The following is a 15460-nucleotide window of genomic DNA, read 5'->3' as shown; positions in this document are numbered from 1 at the left end:
AGCTTTAATTCGCTTTCATGTAGGGAAAAATCGGAATTAACAATTTTATCGGCATCAAAACAAGGCATTAGAAAAATCGCATTCCCCACTGCCGTTGTTAGAGTAGTAATACCCGGAAATTATTTCTCCATACGAGAGCATTATCACATCGCGGAATTACAGTAATTGCGTGCATACATTTAGCAAAAAATGACATAAAAAATGACACAATTGTCATACAATTTTACCGGGCTATAGCAGGATCATCTATACCACCAGCAGACTTATCCTTGTGATGTCAGAGGATGTTTAACAGAGGGTTACAGCGCTGTTATCCCCGGCGATTGCCGGCCTCGTAAAGGGCGTTCGCCTCTGTGCCTCTTAAGTGACAACAGCCCCGTATCGCCGGGCGACCGGGACCGCTTAATATCGCGAAAAAACGGATCTTTTCCGTAATTAATACCGAATTGAAAAAATATTCCGCTTCAAATAAAAGCCTGCAACAAAAAATAAAAATAATGATCATTAGCCAGAAACATTACGCTTGAAATAACTTATTCCGCTCTGTTCTACGACAAATTTCGTAGTCAAATACCTATAACTTATCACTAACGCGATGCCAGCAAGCCCCGGCCAACGGCACATGATTTCAGTCCAGATACCCTCTAAAAATAATGGTGTAACAAAACGTAAATTACCGCGATTGAGAGTTTTCTTAATTCCGTTGAGCGAGTATTCTTAAATCGTCGGCAAATGGAAAAAATACCCGACTCATACGGAATGTGTAGAGTTTTATTATTCTGCAACAGTGCCGCGTGTCACTATTTTATCTTGTGGTTATCCGCAGGATCTGTCGACACGCATCAGTAACCCCTTCCCGGTTAATAAGGATATTTTTTTATGGCAGTTCCAGGAATGGCACAAAAGCTAAACACCCAGATGAATCTTGAGTTTCACGCCTCTAACGTTTACCTGAACTTAAGCGAGTGGTGTGCCCGGCATCGCTTCGACGGCGCCGCGACATTTTTGCGCACCCGCGCGCAAAGCAGCATTACCCTCACCATGCGCGTATTTGACTATCTGAAAAAAGCCGGCAGCTGGCCGATAGTGAATCCCGACCGCGCCTGTAATCCCGAATGCACCTCGCTGGAAGATCTGTTTACCCAAACCCTGAACGATTACCAACAGCGAAGCAGTATGCTGAGCGGTCTTGCCGAAGAAGCCAGGGCACAAAGCGACGACAACACCTGGCGATTTCTGACGCTGCTGGCGGAAGAGCAGCAACAGGATGGTCTGCTGTTGCAAAGCGTGCTTGAGGAAATCCGCAATGCCGATAAAGCTGGTCTCGGAATGGAGCAGACCGATCGGCGTCTGATGGCATTGGTCGGAGAACCACGGAAGCCGCATTAGTCAGCCATTTTCGCTCTGTCAGGGGGAGCGTGCCCACGCTGCCCCGTCTCTCGCTTTAAATCAGTTATGTCAATTTTTCCACCTCATTTATTCCCCAATAGAATAAAAAAGTTTTAACGCGATCGCATTCCCTCGTCACCGTTACCCCTTCTCAGGGATTAGTGAGCGCGGTCACTTTTTATCAAGCCACAAAGAAATATAAAAACAGTGTTTCAAAAATATAAAACACGAGGTTTATTTTTTATGGCTAGATACACGGCTTCAGCCCCTGAAGGGCTGCAGGGAAGACCGATCTTGTTACGCCATCAGTTAGCTTACGGCGGTGGTAATCTGTTGGGGAGTGGCGCGCTGGCGATAAGCGGCGCCTGGCTGCTCTATTTTTATACGACTTTTTGCGGCCTGACGCTGATCGAGGCCTCATTTATCTTCTCCGTCGCCAGCATCATCGATGCTATCAGCAACCCGCTGATGGGCTATCTCACCGATAACTTTGGCAAAACGCGCTTAGGCAAGCGCTTTGGCCGCCGGCGTTTCTTTCTGCTGATCGGCATCCCCTTGATGATGTTCTACCCGCTGCTGTGGGTGGAAGGCCTGAGTTTCTGGTACTACCTCTGCACCTATGTGGTGTTTGAGATCATCTACACCTCTATCATGGTACCTTATGAAACGCTGGCGACAGAGATGACCGATGATTTCTCGCTGCGCTCAAAACTGACCGGCTATAAAGCCATTTTCGGCAAGCTAGCCAACTTCCTTGCGGCGTTTATTCCCGGACAGTTCATTCTGCTGTATGGCAAAGATTCTGCCACCCCTTTCTTCCTCACCGGTCTGACCTACGGCGTTATCCTCATCGTCGCGATTTCCTGCCTGTGGCTTTGCAGCTGGGAACGAAAGCGCGAGGAAGAGATAGAAACCAGCGCCAGGAAAGGGCTGCTGAGCACCCTGCTGTCGCTGGCAAAAGACATGCGTTCCACCTTTTATCTGCGCGTATTCCGCAAACATCTTGGTATGTACCTGTGCGGGTTTGGCGCTGAATGGCTGTTTGCCTCCATCTTTACCTATTTCGTGATATTCGTTCTTCAGCACGACCCGGCGATGGTCGCCGGACTGAATAGCCTGAACTCGATTCTGCAACTGATCTCTACAGCGCTGTTTATCGGCCTGTGCGTAAAAAAAGGCTTCAGTAAACCCTATATTCTGGCGCTGGGGATCGTGATTTTCGCGGTCCTGCTGTATACCTCGCTGTGGTTCTTCCATCTGCCGTCAGGCCTGGCGACGGTGCTGATGTTCGGCATTACCGTACTGTTCGGCCTGGGTACCGGCGGGGTTTACTACATTCCCTGGACCGTTTACACCTTCCTGGCCGATGTCGATGAGATCTACACCGGACGCCGTCGGGAAGGGATCTATGCCGGCGCCATGACCTTCTCAGGGAAAATTCTGCGCTCGATTGTGGTGTTCTCGATGGGGGCGATCCTGAGCTTCTACGGTTTCCAGTCAAAAGCGCACAGCCAACCGGAAAGCGCGGTGACCGCTATCGCGGTGGTATTCTGCGTCGGGGTGATCGCGTTAGCGTTGGCCGCCATCGTCTTCAGCAAGCAGATGAAGCTGGATCGTAAAGCTCATCTGGTGGTGCTGCAGGAAGTCGCGCGGATCAAAGCGGGCGGAAAAATCAGCGATATCGCGCCGGATGTACGAGTTATCGTGGAGGATCTGGTCGGTCATCGCTACGAAGAGTGTTGGGGCAACAGCAAATTGTTCAAAGATGCTGCCCCTGCGCCTGCGCAGACCGTCGTTTCCCATTAAAGAAGAAGGCCCCGCCGGTAAACGGCGAGGCCTGTTATTAATGCGTCTCTTCCTGCGGGGTAAACTTCAGCTCAATCAATGCGATCGCTTTTTGCACCGCGCGAAGGGTCACCGGATCGGCAGAGGCCGGATGGCTGGCGAAGTCGATAGCTTTCAGCTGAGTAGTCATTTTTTCACGCACTTCCACGGGCGCAATGACGTCAATGACATCGAGGATCTGTTTGATAACCAGCTGGCAAGCAACCACATCGGAAACCAGCTCATCGTGTTCGGTAAGATGTTGAGACATTAATTACTCCTTTTTTCAGGAGCGTAATAGTACCCTAAATTTTCACAGATAAAAAAACCTGCCGTCGCAGGTTTTTTTATCTACCCTACTGGCTGGCGGAACTTCTCCTGCCGCTTTGCTCAGGCTCACATTCTTGATGGCAGTGACAACATGAATACCGCGATCTCTTCCAGAGACGAACGTGCTTTTTCAGCGCCTGCGCTGCTGGTGGCCGGTGCTTTTTTTATGGAGTTTCTCGACGGGACGGTGATCGCCACCGCGCTGCCCGATATGGCGAAAGATTTTGGCGTCACCGCGGTCGAGCTGAATATCGGCATCAGCGCCTATCTGATCACCCTCGCGGTACTGATCCCGGCCAGCGGTTGGATCGCCGATCGCTTCGGCGCCCGCGCTATTTTTACCCTCGCCCTGGCGATCTTTACCCTTGCCTCGGTCTTCTGCGGCCTCTCCACCGAGGTGCATACTTTTGTCGCCATGCGTATCCTGCAGGGGATCGGAGGCGCGCTGATGGTCCCTGTCGGTCGCCTGGCGGTACTGCGAACCACGCCGAAACATCTGCTGATCAAAGCCATCGCTACCCTCACCTGGCCGGCGCTGGTGGCCCCCATTATCGGCCCGCCTTTGGGCGGCTTTATCACCCGCTACGCCAGCTGGCACTGGATCTTCTTTATCAATGTCCCGCTGGGCCTCGCAGCCATCATCCTTGCGCTGCGCATTATCCCTGATATTCGCGAAACGGAACGGCGCTCCTTCGATCTCACCGGCTTTATCACCACCGCAGTCGCGATGGTCAGTCTGGTCACCGCGATGGAACGGCTCGGCGATCGCCAGCCGCAGATCTGGCCGACGCTGGCTCTCGCCGTGCTTGGCTTCGGCTGTCTGACATATGCTATACGCCACTTCCGCCGGGCGACGGCGCCCATGGTTCGTCTCGACGCCCTGCAGGTGCCAACGTTCCGGGTGACGATGTATGGCGGCTCGCTGTTCCGCTCCTCCATCAGCGCGGTCCCCTTTCTGCTGCCGCTGCTGTTTCAGGTAGGGTTCGGCATGGATCCCTTCCACTCCGGCCTGCTGGTGCTGGCGGTGTTTGTCGGCAATTTGACCATCAAACCCGCCACCACACCGCTGATCCGCTGGCTGGGCTTTCGCCGACTGCTGTTGATCAACGGTGCACTGAACGTCTGTTCACTGCTGGCCTGTGCGCTGCTCACGCCGCAGACGCCGGTCTGGGCCATCATGTTAATCCTTTATCTCGGCGGGGTATTTCGCTCGATCCAGTTTACGGGCGTAAGCACGCTGGCCTTTGCCGATGTCCCCGCCGCGCAGATGAGTGATGCCAATACGCTGTTCAGTACCGCGTCGCAGCTGGCGGTGGGGCTGGGGATCACGCTCGGGGCGATTGGCATTCGCCTGGGCGAGCAGGTCGGCGACTGGCTGCACCTTTCCACGCTACCGGGGATCAGCTTTCGTCTGTCGTTTGTCTTTATCGCGGTGATCTGTCTGGTAGGGATGATCGACAGCCTGCATCTGGCCAAAACGGCCGGCAGCAGCGTGTCGGAGAAGAAGAAATAATGATGGAAGGGCCAGCGGCGCTGGCCCTGATGACGGTTAACCGACGATCTGGCGAACGAAGGCTTCGATGGCTTTATCCTGACAGTTTTCGAAGAAGCACTGCTGGAAGCGTGGGCCGGATACCGCGGTTTTCACCAGCTCCGGATCGATGGCGCGCAGGGTGTCGAGATAGTTTTCTTTTACCACTGCCGCTTTAACCTGGTTGAGGATCCCGGCATTTCGTACCTGCGGCTCTTTGCGCTCCGGCGGATAGCCTTCGCCGTTGCGGCCGGTAAACGCTTTTTCAAAGATAAAGCGTACATTCAGCTCCGCGCCCCAGCCGAAACCTTTGGCAAACGGCAGCGACAGCGCATTACCATTGTTGATCTGAGCAAACAGGAACGCGTCCGCCGGATCGATACAGTAGCCGCAGACCACGCCCGGGTGAATATTCAGCGACATCAGCGCCCCCTGACCGGTACCGCAGCCGGTGACCACGAAGTCGACCGCTTTCGAATTCAGCAGGATGCTGGCCATGATCCCGAGGTGAATGTAGGTCAGATGATGATCGTGCTCATCGCTCATGCCGACGTTGAACACCGGGAATCCTTTTTCGTCAGCAACGGCGCTAAGCTCCTTAAGGATGATGGCGTTTTTGTTCGCCTGGCTGTTCTCCATCATCAGTGCAATCTTCATGGTTTACTCTCCTGAATGCTGTGCGGGCCTGCCCGCAGAATGTCATTGGCGTTGACTGCACTCTACTACCTGGAAAACAAAATTTCAAATTTTATGAAAAGCTGTTTTAAAAATTACGCAGCGCTTCACACTTTCGCCCTCTCCGCCAGTCCAGTCGCCAGGTCCCCGCCCCCAGGCATGCCCCCCTCACCTCGCGCGCTCTACCTCGCAGCCCGTTGGCCGGTCATACCATTTTCCACCACAATTAATAATAAATTAAAACCATTCTCATTTATTATTAAATTGCCAATGCGTGTTATTCCCATTAGCATTTTAAATAAAACATTTTTAAATTTACTTTTTGCAAATAATTAAATAACAAATTATAGTGGCAGCCGCTAACATCTATTTTTTAATTCCAGGAGCGCGACAATGCTGAAAACGGAAATGATCGACAAACTGAATGAACAGATGAATCTTGAACTTTATTCTTCTCTTCTTTATCAGCAGATGAGCGCCTGGTGCAGTTACCACAGTTTTGAAGGGGCTGCGGCCTTCCTGCGTCGCCATGCCCAGGAAGAGATGACCCATATGCAGCGCCTGTTCGACTACCTGACCGACACCGGTAGCCTGCCGCGCATCAACGCGATCGCCTCCCCGTTTGCCGAATATGCCTCACTGGACGAGCTGTTCCGCCAGACCTATGAGCACGAGCAGCTGATCACGCAAAAAATTAATGAACTGGCGCACGCCGCCATGACCAGTCAGGATTACCCGACCTTTAATTTCCTGCAGTGGTATGTCTCTGAACAGCACGAAGAAGAGAAATTATTTAAATCGGTGATTGATAAACTGACCCTCGTTGGAAAAAGTGGCGAAGGTCTGTACTTTATCGATAAAGAACTGGCGACCCTCGACACACAGAATTAATCTTCCGCGCCGCGCCCCCCCCGTGTCGCGGCCATTTTAATGCCGGCAAATCTTATTTTCTGCGGTAGTAAAACCTTCCTCTCTGGCAATAAATTTGCCTTTTTTCTCTAAAAACGCCACCAGCTCTGCGGCGCTTAGATTCTCTGCTGAACAGGTGTGAAACCGCGCCTCTTCGCCAAAGCGGCGGCGAATGGCGGCCTCCAGCGAGGCGACCGTCCAGGACTCACCCGAGGCGAGCATCATCTGTAAAACTTCATGACCATGAATAGAAGACATAACCCCTCCTGAAAACCACCAGCTTAGGCCAGCCATGCCATCGGCGCCTTGCGCCAGCGCAGGCTTTCGCCCCCTTAAATGCGTAAAGATAAAATTACAGAACTTGTAACCCTCATTTGACGAACGCTGTAATATCCCCTACTCTGCGCGGCATAATTTATTGTTATTAGCTGTAGGGATAGCGAAAAGCGTGAAAAACCGCACTCTGGGCAGTATTTTAATCGTAGCTGGCACCACTATCGGTGCAGGAATGTTGGCGATGCCCTTGGCCGCCGCCGGCGTCGGGTTTGCCGTCACGCTGGGTTTACTTTTCACCTTGTGGGCGTTGATGTGCTATACCGCCCTGTTGCTGCTGGAAGTCTACCAGCACGTGCCTGCTGACATGGGGCTTGGTTCCCTGGCCGCACGCTATCTGGGCCGTTACGGGCAGTGGGTAACCGGGTTCTGCATGCTGTTTCTGCTGTATGCCCTCACGGCGGCCTATATCAGTGGCGCCGGTGAATTGCTCGCCTCCAGCCTCAACCAGTGGCTGGACTGGCAGCTGCCGCCGGCGGCCGGCGTACTGTTATTTACGGCGCTGGGCGGGGCGGTGGTGTGCATCGGTACCTCGCTGGTCGACTTATTCAATCGCTTCCTGTTCAGCGCCAAAATCATCTTTCTGGTGATTATGCTGGCGCTACTGATGCCGCATATTCATCAGGTCAATCTGTTGACGCTGCCGGTTGAGCAAGGCCTGGCCCTGTCCGCCATTCCGGTGATCTTTACCTCCTTTGGTTTTCACGGCAGTGTGCCGAGCATCGTCAGCTATCTTGGCGGCGATATCCGTAAACTGCGCCGGGTATTTATTATCGGCAGCTTTATTCCGCTGGTGGCTTATATTTTCTGGCAGCTGGCGACGCTGGGGAGTATCAACCCTCCCGCTTTTACCGCGCTGCTGGCCAAAAACGCCGGTCTGAACGGTCTGCTGGAGGCGATCCGCGAAGTGGTGGCGTCGCCGCACGTGGAGCTGGCCGTGCACCTGTTTGCCGACCTCGCGCTGGCGACCTCATTCCTCGGCGTCTCGCTCGGCTTGTTTGATTACCTGGCCGATGTGTTTCAACGCAAAAACAGCGTCAGCGGACGTCTGCAGAGCGGCGCGATCACCTTCCTGCCGCCGGTGGCGTTCGCCCTGTTCTATCCCCGCGGTTTTGTTATGGCCCTGGGCTACGCCGGGGTGGCACTCGCCGTGCTGGCCCTGATGTTGCCTGCCCTGCTGGCAATGAAGAGCCGCCGACAACATCCGCAGGCTGCCTGGCGGGTGGTCGGCGGCGCGCCGGCGCTGTGGCTGGTTCTGCTGTGCGGGATCGGTATTGTGGCGATTCAGTTCAGTATCGTCGCCGGACTGCTGCCTGCGGTGGGATAAAAAAGGGGCCGGCTGGCCCCTGGTTTTATTTTGCTAAGCAGCACTGCTTATACTTTTTTCCGCTCCCGCACGGGCAGGGATCGTTGCGTCCGACCTTCGCCTCATTTCTGACCGGCTGCGGAACCACCACCGGCAGGGGATTCGCCATCCAGTACTGGTAAAGCGCCAGCGCCGCCGGCGTGATACGCTCGATGCTGTCAATAAACTCATCCGCCGTCAGATTATCCAGCGCGGTAAACTGCGCTTCGCTGCCGTGGAGCGCGATAGCGTCCAGCGCCGGCTTAAGTTCAGCGGGCAGCGTCGACCAGTCGCTCAGCGCTACGCCGCGCAGGTAGCCAAAGCACCACTCTTCGACGATCGTCAGCTCCTGACCTTCCGCTTCGCGGGTGCCAAACAGCGGTTCGAACTGATCGGGATAGGACTCCAGGCGTTCAGCGATGTCGCTCATATGCTGCAGCGTCAGATCGACAAAGCGATCGCGCTCGCGGTCGTTGGCCCAGCGCGGCACATTATCCGCCCCGCCCCAGATCGCCACCAGCCACTGGGCTGGTTCGATATCGGTCGGTGCAGAGAGGATAGCCGTCAGCAGGCCATCCAGTTCAGACACATCCAGAATAGCGCCTTCGGTGGCGTATTTCGCCAGCGTCTCGTCCAGCCATTCCAGTTCGTTTTCGTTTAAAGGTCCGGTATTCATTCACAGGCTCGCATGGTAAAAATCGGGCCTACAGTAGCCGAATTGCCGACAGAAAGCCACCCGGCGCGGCAATCCGCCTTCCCATGCCCATCAGGCCAGGCCGTGCAGCGCCGCCGCCACGTCGCGAATGGCCTCCTCCCCTAACGGCAGCAAGGGGCGGGGAAGGCAGTCAGGGTCGCACAGCCCCAGAATGGCCGCCGCGCTGGCGATTACCCGCAGGCTGCCGCCATAGCGGTCGAAGCATCGCCAGAGCGGGGCCAGCTGCGCATTCAGCGCCGCAACCCGTGCCGCGTCGCCAGAACGAATCGCCCTTACCAGCGCCCCTGAAAGCTGGGGAAAGAGCCCGCCGCAAACCGAGTACCAGACTTGGCAACCGGCCTGCAATCCCGCCGTCGCCAGGGCATCGCCGCTGGCGCCAAGCGTAACGCGGGCAGGAAGATGACGGCGTAGCGTTGCCACCCGCTCACTCGCCTGCGGCTCAGGCAAGCCGGGAATTTTAATCGAAGCGATGGCCGACAAGGCGGCGATGCGCCCCTGCAGATCATCCGCCAGCGTGACGTGAGTGGTGCGGGGATTGTCATACAGGCAAACCGGAACCGAGACGTGCCGACAGACCTCTTCGTAGAAGGCAAAGATCTCCTCCGCAGAAAGCGGCTGATAGGACATCATCGGCAGTAATAACGCATCCGCCCCGGCCTGCTGGGCATCCTCCACCAGGCGCAGCACCTCGCTGGTAGCGATGGCGCCGACGCCAACCATCATCGGGATCGACCCAACATGCGCTTTCGCCACCTGCACCACCCGCTTGCGCTGCTCACGATTCAGATACGCGTAACTGCCGGTCGAGCCTAAGATGCCCAGAGAGTCGACTCCGGTATCGGTAAGACGAGAGAGAATACGGATAAACGCCTTTTCATCAAGATGCTGCTGATGCAGCGGCGTCAGCGGAAATGCGCAAAGCCCTGTGAACATGATGCCTCCGGCAGGCTGGGATAAAAGTCCGGTTGATAGTAGCAAGGAGAGATCGTTTTGTCCTGGGACAAATGAACGATCGCCGCTGAGCGTGATGTATTCATTCGCCTGCGTGCGATGCTCTCCTCCGGGATATTTTCCCTGTCAGTTCAGGCATCAGGATCCGTAGATTCTGGCGAGCGTCTTCAATAACCGCTTCCTCTGTAGCCGCCCGTATTTCCTCGATTGCCAATATCCTGTCTATTTGACATAATCCCACACGATTTGTATGCCTACCTGTTTTAGCAGCAATAAAATAAAGAAAGACTACAGCTTCAATTGGATAAAAAATGAGATATGACATTAAAGAAAATTACTTAAAAATACATCTAATAAAAACAACCTATAAAACGCTACTCGGTCGACCGGCAGATAGCGATGGTCTGAAAAACTACCTCAACGCCATTGCTAATAAGTCACTTGCAGAATCAGCAGAATTTCTTAACTCATCGCTGATGCATAGCGACGAGTTTATTGCTTTCACGAAATCCAGAATGTCATCTGATAAATTCAGTTACACACCACAAGCGTTAACAGAGAGTGCTCCTGATGATTCAATGCACGTCAAACATATTGTCTCCCTGGGCAGCCATTGTTTAACTTCATGGACATTGAAAAAATTCAACCTGAAAAAGATATCACTGCCTTTTGACTGGCTATTTTCCTGTCCAGCGATGATTATCGACTGCCTGAGGGATGATTTTACCTCATTTTTAGATAAAAATGAGTACAGCTCATTACGTCGCCAGTCGCGAGAACCCGGAGCACACCACAATAAATACAAAGAAAAATATCGTCTGAATGATATATTCACGCATCGCGACCCAAATACTCCTGCTGATTATGAGTATTACGTCCGCGCGGTTAAAAGATTCAGAAACATATTAAAAAGCAAAGAAGGGAAGCTTTTTGTGATTTGCTGTAGAGAGGAAATAGATATAGCAAAGCAACTCCCTGAATTAGTCACTGAACTTTCTCACCACACGACTAATTTCTATCTGTTGGCTTTTGCCTTGCAGAAACCCGCCTATCTTCAACTGGAGCGTATATCTTCGGGTGAAAATTATTCACTATATAGTTTGACACCTGAGTCTGAAGAAAGATTTACCGGAAAATTCTCCTCGCTTACGGATGAGATGGTAATTATATCGAAAGTCCTTTCGTTCAACCTCGAACTCTAGAGACGGTTTCACCTCCGGCCTCTGGCACGCAGAGTATCGATTTGCCTCCCCCTGCCGGTTTGGGGGAGCGAAATCATCCCAACGACATTATTCCACGAGGCGCGACGGTTTAGCCGGGTGCGGTTATCCTGGGGGAAGAGCAAGGTGGACAAGAAAACTAGTATGAAGTGATATTATGAAATGGGTGGTTTTGAAACAAAAAAACCACCCGTAGGTGGTTTCACGACACTGCTTATTGCTTTGATTATTCTGCTTTTATCCCAATGGTACCCGGAGTGGGACTTGAACCCACACAGCGCGAACGCCGAGGGATTTTAAATCCCTTGTGTCTACCGATTCCACCATCCGGGCTCGGGATAGAAAGTGGAGGCGCGTTCCGGAGTCGAACCGGACTAGACGGATTTGCAATCCGCTACATAACCGCTTTGCTAACGCGCCTTTAATACTGAAGCACCCGCTACTGCCGATGCTGTTAATCTGGAGCGGGAAACGAGACTCGAACTCGCGACCCCGACCTTGGCAAGGTCGTGCTCTACCAACTGAGCTATTCCCGCATTATCAAGTTATTTGCTAATCACTTGATTTTGTTATCGTCTGGAAGACTGTGCCGCCGTTCGATGCGTTGCATTCTACTTATCTCTCGCGGTGAGTCAACGGTATTTTTCGCAACTTTGCATCGTTTGCTGAAAATAACGGCGAAACGATCACTGATCAAGCAAATCGCCGCGCGCCGCGTTCAGATACTGCAGCATCGACCACAGCGTCAGCACCGCCGCCACGAGGAAAAGCGCGATCCCGGCCCACTCTACCCACGGATAAGGACGCCACAGCATCCATACCAGGGCGGCCATCTGTGCGGTCGTTTTAACTTTGCCAATCCACGAGACCGCCACGCTGCTGCGTTTCCCGAGCTCAGCCATCCATTCGCGCAGTGCCGAAATAATTATTTCACGCGCGATCATGGTCGCCGCCGGCAGCGTGACCCACCAGGTGTGATAGTGCTCGGCAACCAGCACCATGGCGATAGCCACCATGACTTTATCCGCCACCGGGTCCAGGAAGGCGCCAAACCGGGTGCTCTGATTCCAGCGACGAGCCAGAAAACCATCAAACCAGTCGGTCACGGCGGCGACAAAGAAAATTAACGCGCAGGCAAACGGCGCCCAGCTAAAGGGGAGATAAAACGCCAGCACAAAGAACGGGATCAGGATGACGCGAAACAGAGTAAGCAACGTAGGGATATTAAATTGCATAGTGACGGGTAACTATCTGTTGTAAGTAAAAATTAGCCCTATGTTGCTACAGAGCCCCTAATGTTTCAACGAGTAGAAGATCTTTTCTGCCAGACCGTGAGAGATGCCCGGTACTTTAGCAATTTCCTCGACGCTGGCCTGCTGCAGCCCCTGCAGCCCACCCATATACTTCAGCAGCATCTGGCGACGCTTCGGCCCCACTCCCTCGATAGTCTCAAGCGAGCTGGTGCTCTTCACTTTCGCCCGTTTTTTACGATGTCCGGAAATCGCATGATCGTGCGATTCATCGCGGATGTGCTGGATTACGTGCAGAGCGGGCGAATCCGGCGGCAGGCTAAACCCCTCGCCTTCCGGTTCAAAGAATAACGTTTCCAGGCCGGCTTTACGATCGCTGCCTTTCGCCACGCCCAGCAGCAGCGGATGATGTTTATCCCAGGGAACATCCAGTTCGGCAAACACCGCTTTCGCCTGCGCCAGCTGCCCCTTTCCGCCATCTATCAGGATCACATCCGGAATTTTATTATCATCAATCGCTTTACCATAGCGACGGCGCAGGACCTGATTCATCGCCGCATAGTCATCGCCCGGGGTGATGCCGGTGATATTATAGCGCCGGTACTCCGCACGCAGCGGACCATTGCTGTCAAACACCACGCAGGACGCCACGGTCTGCTCGCCCATGGTGTGGCTGATGTCAAAGCACTCCATTCGCTTCACGGCCGGCAGTTCCAGCACGGTGGCCAGCGCCTGCAGGCGCTGATGAATGGTCGACTGCTGAGCCAACTTAGTGGTTAACGCCGTCGCGGCGTTGGTGCGCGCCAGCTTAAGGTAACGCGCTCTGTCGCCGCGCGGTTTAGTCTGTACATTGATTCGACGTCCCGCCAGCTCCGACAGCGACTCGGCCAGCAGCGTCTTATCACCAAGGCTGAAGTCGAGCAAAATCTCCCCCGGCAGGGTACGCATCTGGCTACCCTGCAGGTAGAACTGACCGACAAACGTCTCTACGACCTCTCCCAGCTCAGTGCCGCCCGGCACTTTCGGGAAGTAGCTCCGGCTGCCCAGCACTTTGCCCTGGCGGATAAACAGCACATGGACGCAGGCCATTCCGGCCTCAAAGGCGACGCCGATAACGTCAAGATCGTCGCCGGTATTAGAAACAAACTGTTTCTCCGTCACCCGGCGGACCGCCTGAATCTGGTCGCGAATGCGCGCGGCCTCTTCAAACTCCAGACTTTGGCTCGCTTTCTCCATTCTGGCGATGAGCTGGGTCAGGACCTGATCGTCCTTGCCGGCAAGGAACAGCCGTACATACTCAACCTGCTGAGCATACTCTTCTTCGCTGACCAGCCCCGCCACGCACGGCCCCAGACAGCGGCCAATCTGATACTGCAGGCAGGGACGCGAGCGGTTGCGATAGACGCTATTTTCGCACTGGCGAACAGGAAAAATTTTCTGCAGCAGCGCCAGGGTCTCCCGCACGGCATAGCCGTTGGGGAAAGGACCAAAGTACTCGCCTTTCGCATGTTTGGCGCCGCGATGCATCGCCAGACGTGGATGAGTATCACCGCTGAGGAAAATAAAAGGATAAGACTTATCATCGCGCAACAGCACGTTGTAACGCGGCTGGTACAGCTTGATATAGTTGTGCTCCAGCAGCAGCGCTTCCGTCTCGGTGTGAGTGACGGTCACGTCAATCTGCGCAATCAGCGCCACCAGCGCTTCGGTTTTACGCGACGCGAGATTGCTGCGGAAATAGCTGCTGAGCCGCTTTTTCAGATCTTTGGCTTTGCCAACATAGATGACGGTCCCGCCAGCATCATACATCCGATACACACCGGGCTGGCTGGTCACCGTTTTCAGGAAAGCTTTTGCGTCAAAAACATCACTCACTGGCTTGCTAACGACTCCGCATTACACAGGCCATGGCGAATTGCCAGGTGGGTCAGCTCCACATCGCCATGAATGTTTAATTTGCTGAACATTCGGTAGCGATAGCTGTTAACCGTTTTGGGACTCAGATTGAGCTGCTCTGAGATCTCATTCACCTTCTGACCTTTGGTGATCATCAGCATAATCTGCAATTCGCGTTCAGACAAACTGGCAAACGGCGATTCCGTTTTTTCCGGTTCAATCTGACTTAGCGCCATTTGCTGAGCAATATCGGAGGCAATGTAACGTTGTCCGGACGCCACGCAGCGGATCGCATTCACCACTTCCTGCGGTGCAGCACCCTTGCTAAGATAGCCCGCCGCCCCCGCCTGCATGACCTTGGCAGGTAGAGGATTCTCGGTATGCACGGTGAGCATGATCACTTTCGTGCCCGCCACGGAGCGCGCGATTTTGCGCGTGGCTTCAAGACCACCGATCCCGGGCATGTTCATGTCCATCAGGACGACATCTGCGGAATTAGCCCGGCACCACTTCACGGCGTCCTCGCCGCAACAGGCTTCGCCAGCGACTTTAATCCCTTTTATATCTTCCAGAATGCGTCGTATCCCTGCGCGCACCAGTTCGTGGTCATCAACAAGAAGAACGTTGATCAAAGGAATAATCTCCAGAATGAGGGATAACGCTACTGATACTTTATCTCCCACATATTACCGGGTTTTATTGCTAATTTAAAAGGCAAAAAAATGCCCTCACCTCGATTTGCCGCTCATTTATGGCAATGTCTGTGCACACATAGTGGAAAGTCATTGAGAACAGTCAGTTGCCGTCGTCTTATTTTTTAACAATCCTCATACAGAAAGCACAAAAAACACAACAGATTACGTAGCGCATAAATACGCAGCAAAATATGTAACAAATATTAACGTGCTAAATAGATGGAATAAATTAATGGCGGCCTGGCGGCTATTACGTATTATCCGAAGCACTGAATCATTCACAGCTCAGATGAGAGAACAGAAATTAAGCACTCCTTTTTTTCCCGTCGCTTGTGGTATACTGCGCGGCCTTCACATTGGGTAAGGCGCATTAGCGCAGCGAGTAAACGAGGATATC

14 protein-coding genes, 3 tRNA genes and 2 pseudogenes are annotated in these 15460 nt (G+C 53.5%); 7 read left to right on the top strand and 12 right to left on the bottom strand.

Annotated elements, in window-relative coordinates:
- The first annotated feature begins 879 nt into the window (after positions 1-879).
- On the top strand, positions 880-1389 hold the full coding sequence (locus SP68_RS09025; RefSeq protein ID WP_012541238.1) for a non-heme ferritin-like protein: 510 nt from the start codon (positions 880-882) through the stop codon (positions 1387-1389).
- 64 nt (positions 1390-1453) lie between these two features.
- Here the strand turns inward: SP68_RS09025 and SP68_RS29075 are convergent.
- Positions 1454-1618: pseudogene (locus SP68_RS29075) on the bottom strand (succinate dehydrogenase).
- 65 nt (positions 1619-1683) lie between these two features.
- Here SP68_RS29075 and SP68_RS09020 point away from each other — a divergent pair.
- Positions 1684-3195 carry an MFS transporter gene (locus tag SP68_RS09020; RefSeq protein WP_012541237.1) on the top strand — a complete coding sequence of 504 codons (1512 nt, stop codon included), beginning with the start codon at positions 1684-1686 and terminating at the stop codon, positions 3193-3195.
- A gap of 37 nt (positions 3196-3232) precedes the next feature.
- On the opposite strand, the gene SP68_RS09015 is transcribed toward SP68_RS09020, so the two are convergent.
- Positions 3233-3484: a DUF2766 family protein gene (locus SP68_RS09015; protein WP_002911524.1), complete on the bottom strand. Its 252-nt coding sequence runs from the start codon at positions 3482-3484 to the stop codon at positions 3233-3235.
- Between the two features lie 150 nt (positions 3485-3634).
- Here SP68_RS09015 and SP68_RS09010 point away from each other — a divergent pair, with 150 nt between their 5' ends.
- Positions 3635-5056 carry an MFS transporter gene (locus tag SP68_RS09010; protein WP_012541236.1) on the top strand — a complete coding sequence of 474 codons (1422 nt, stop codon included), beginning with the start codon at positions 3635-3637 and terminating at the stop codon, positions 5054-5056.
- Positions 5057-5092: 36 nt separating this feature from the next.
- On the opposite strand, the gene SP68_RS09005 is transcribed toward SP68_RS09010, so the two are convergent.
- Positions 5093-5731 carry an RpiB/LacA/LacB family sugar-phosphate isomerase gene (locus SP68_RS09005; RefSeq protein WP_012967669.1) on the bottom strand — a complete coding sequence of 213 codons (639 nt, stop codon included), beginning with the start codon at positions 5729-5731 and terminating at the stop codon, positions 5093-5095.
- A 243-nt stretch (positions 5732-5974) separates the two neighbouring features.
- On the opposite strand from SP68_RS09005, the pseudogene SP68_RS28830 reads away from it, so the two are divergent.
- Both SP68_RS28830 and ftnA read left to right on the top strand, forming a co-directional pair.
- Positions 5975-6085, top strand: a pseudogene (locus SP68_RS28830) (hypothetical protein); the annotation flags it as partial.
- Between the two features lie 57 nt (positions 6086-6142).
- The gene (gene ftnA / locus SP68_RS09000) at positions 6143-6640 is read left to right on the top strand and encodes a non-heme ferritin (protein ID WP_012541235.1); all 498 of its coding nucleotides are present in this window, start codon (positions 6143-6145) and stop codon (positions 6638-6640) included.
- Between the two features lie 36 nt (positions 6641-6676).
- Here ftnA and SP68_RS08995 read toward each other — a convergent pair whose 3' ends face one another.
- Positions 6677-6916 (bottom strand): YecH family metal-binding protein, encoded by a 240-nt coding sequence (locus SP68_RS08995; protein WP_004200338.1) that lies wholly within the window; start codon positions 6914-6916, stop codon positions 6677-6679.
- A 190-nt stretch (positions 6917-7106) separates the two neighbouring features.
- Between SP68_RS08995 and tyrP the strand changes: the two genes are divergently transcribed.
- On the top strand, positions 7107-8318 hold the full coding sequence (gene tyrP / locus SP68_RS08990) for a tyrosine transporter TyrP (protein WP_012541234.1): 1212 nt from the start codon (positions 7107-7109) through the stop codon (positions 8316-8318).
- Positions 8319-8343: 25 nt separating this feature from the next.
- Here tyrP and SP68_RS08985 read toward each other — a convergent pair whose 3' ends face one another.
- Both SP68_RS08985 and SP68_RS08980 read right to left on the bottom strand, forming a co-directional pair.
- The gene (locus tag SP68_RS08985; protein ID WP_008804222.1) at positions 8344-9012 is read right to left on the bottom strand and encodes a YecA/YgfB family protein; all 669 of its coding nucleotides are present in this window, start codon (positions 9010-9012) and stop codon (positions 8344-8346) included.
- A gap of 90 nt (positions 9013-9102) precedes the next feature.
- Positions 9103-9984, bottom strand: a complete 882-nt coding sequence (locus tag SP68_RS08980) for a dihydrodipicolinate synthase family protein (RefSeq protein ID WP_040968688.1) — start codon at positions 9982-9984, stop codon at positions 9103-9105.
- Between the two features lie 329 nt (positions 9985-10313).
- On the opposite strand from SP68_RS08980, the gene SP68_RS08975 reads away from it, so the two are divergent.
- On the top strand, positions 10314-11204 hold the full coding sequence (locus SP68_RS08975) for a DUF1796 family putative cysteine peptidase (protein WP_022066263.1): 891 nt from the start codon (positions 10314-10316) through the stop codon (positions 11202-11204).
- A 264-nt stretch (positions 11205-11468) separates the two neighbouring features.
- On the opposite strand, the gene SP68_RS08970 is transcribed toward SP68_RS08975, so the two are convergent.
- The 6 genes from SP68_RS08970 to uvrY form a co-directional block, all read right to left on the bottom strand.
- A tRNA-Leu gene (locus SP68_RS08970) sits at positions 11469-11555 on the bottom strand.
- Positions 11556-11568: 13 nt separating this feature from the next.
- Positions 11569-11642: transfer RNA gene (locus SP68_RS08965), tRNA-Cys, on the bottom strand.
- Between the two features lie 40 nt (positions 11643-11682).
- Positions 11683-11758: transfer RNA gene (locus tag SP68_RS08960), tRNA-Gly, on the bottom strand.
- A 150-nt stretch (positions 11759-11908) separates the two neighbouring features.
- A complete protein-coding gene (pgsA, locus tag SP68_RS08955) occupies positions 11909-12457 on the bottom strand; it encodes a CDP-diacylglycerol--glycerol-3-phosphate 3-phosphatidyltransferase (protein ID WP_008804219.1) in 549 nt (182 codons plus the stop codon).
- A gap of 57 nt (positions 12458-12514) precedes the next feature.
- Positions 12515-14347 carry an excinuclease ABC subunit UvrC gene (uvrC, locus tag SP68_RS08950; RefSeq protein ID WP_016161402.1) on the bottom strand — a complete coding sequence of 611 codons (1833 nt, stop codon included), beginning with the start codon at positions 14345-14347 and terminating at the stop codon, positions 12515-12517.
- The gene (gene uvrY, locus SP68_RS08945; RefSeq protein WP_002911539.1) at positions 14344-15000 is read right to left on the bottom strand and encodes a UvrY/SirA/GacA family response regulator transcription factor; all 657 of its coding nucleotides are present in this window, start codon (positions 14998-15000) and stop codon (positions 14344-14346) included. Before uvrY ends, uvrC begins: the two co-directional genes overlap by 4 nt.
- Between the last annotated feature and the right edge of the window lie 460 nt (positions 15001-15460).

Origin of the sequence: Klebsiella variicola, from assembly GCF_000828055.2 — a bacterium.
GTDB lineage: Bacteria > Pseudomonadota > Gammaproteobacteria > Enterobacterales > Enterobacteriaceae > Klebsiella > Klebsiella variicola.
This window is presented reverse-complemented; position numbering and strand designations above follow the sequence as displayed.

What these genes read in the sequence shown, in the direction of transcription:
- SP68_RS08995 (WP_004200338.1), bottom strand. Translation starts at nt 6,916, where the DNA reads ATGTCTTCTATTCATGGTCATGAAGTTTTACAGATGATGCTCGCCTCG.
- SP68_RS09005 (WP_012967669.1), bottom strand. Translation starts at nt 5,731, where the DNA reads ATGAAGATTGCACTGATGATGGAGAACAGCCAGGCGAACAAAAACGCC.
- SP68_RS08980 (WP_040968688.1), bottom strand. Translation starts at nt 9,984, where the DNA reads ATGTTCACAGGGCTTTGCGCATTTCCGCTGACGCCGCTGCATCAGCAG.
- ftnA (WP_012541235.1), top strand. Translation starts at nt 6,143, where the DNA reads ATGCTGAAAACGGAAATGATCGACAAACTGAATGAACAGATGAATCTT.
- pgsA (WP_008804219.1), bottom strand. Translation starts at nt 12,457, where the DNA reads ATGCAATTTAATATCCCTACGTTGCTTACTCTGTTTCGCGTCATCCTG.
- SP68_RS08985 (WP_008804222.1), bottom strand. Translation starts at nt 9,012, where the DNA reads ATGAATACCGGACCTTTAAACGAAAACGAACTGGAATGGCTGGACGAG.
- SP68_RS08975 (WP_022066263.1), top strand. Translation starts at nt 10,314, where the DNA reads ATGAGATATGACATTAAAGAAAATTACTTAAAAATACATCTAATAAAA.
- SP68_RS09010 (WP_012541236.1), top strand. Translation starts at nt 3,635, where the DNA reads ATGAATACCGCGATCTCTTCCAGAGACGAACGTGCTTTTTCAGCGCCT.
- SP68_RS09015 (WP_002911524.1), bottom strand. Translation starts at nt 3,484, where the DNA reads ATGTCTCAACATCTTACCGAACACGATGAGCTGGTTTCCGATGTGGTT.
- SP68_RS09025 (WP_012541238.1), top strand. Translation starts at nt 880, where the DNA reads ATGGCAGTTCCAGGAATGGCACAAAAGCTAAACACCCAGATGAATCTT.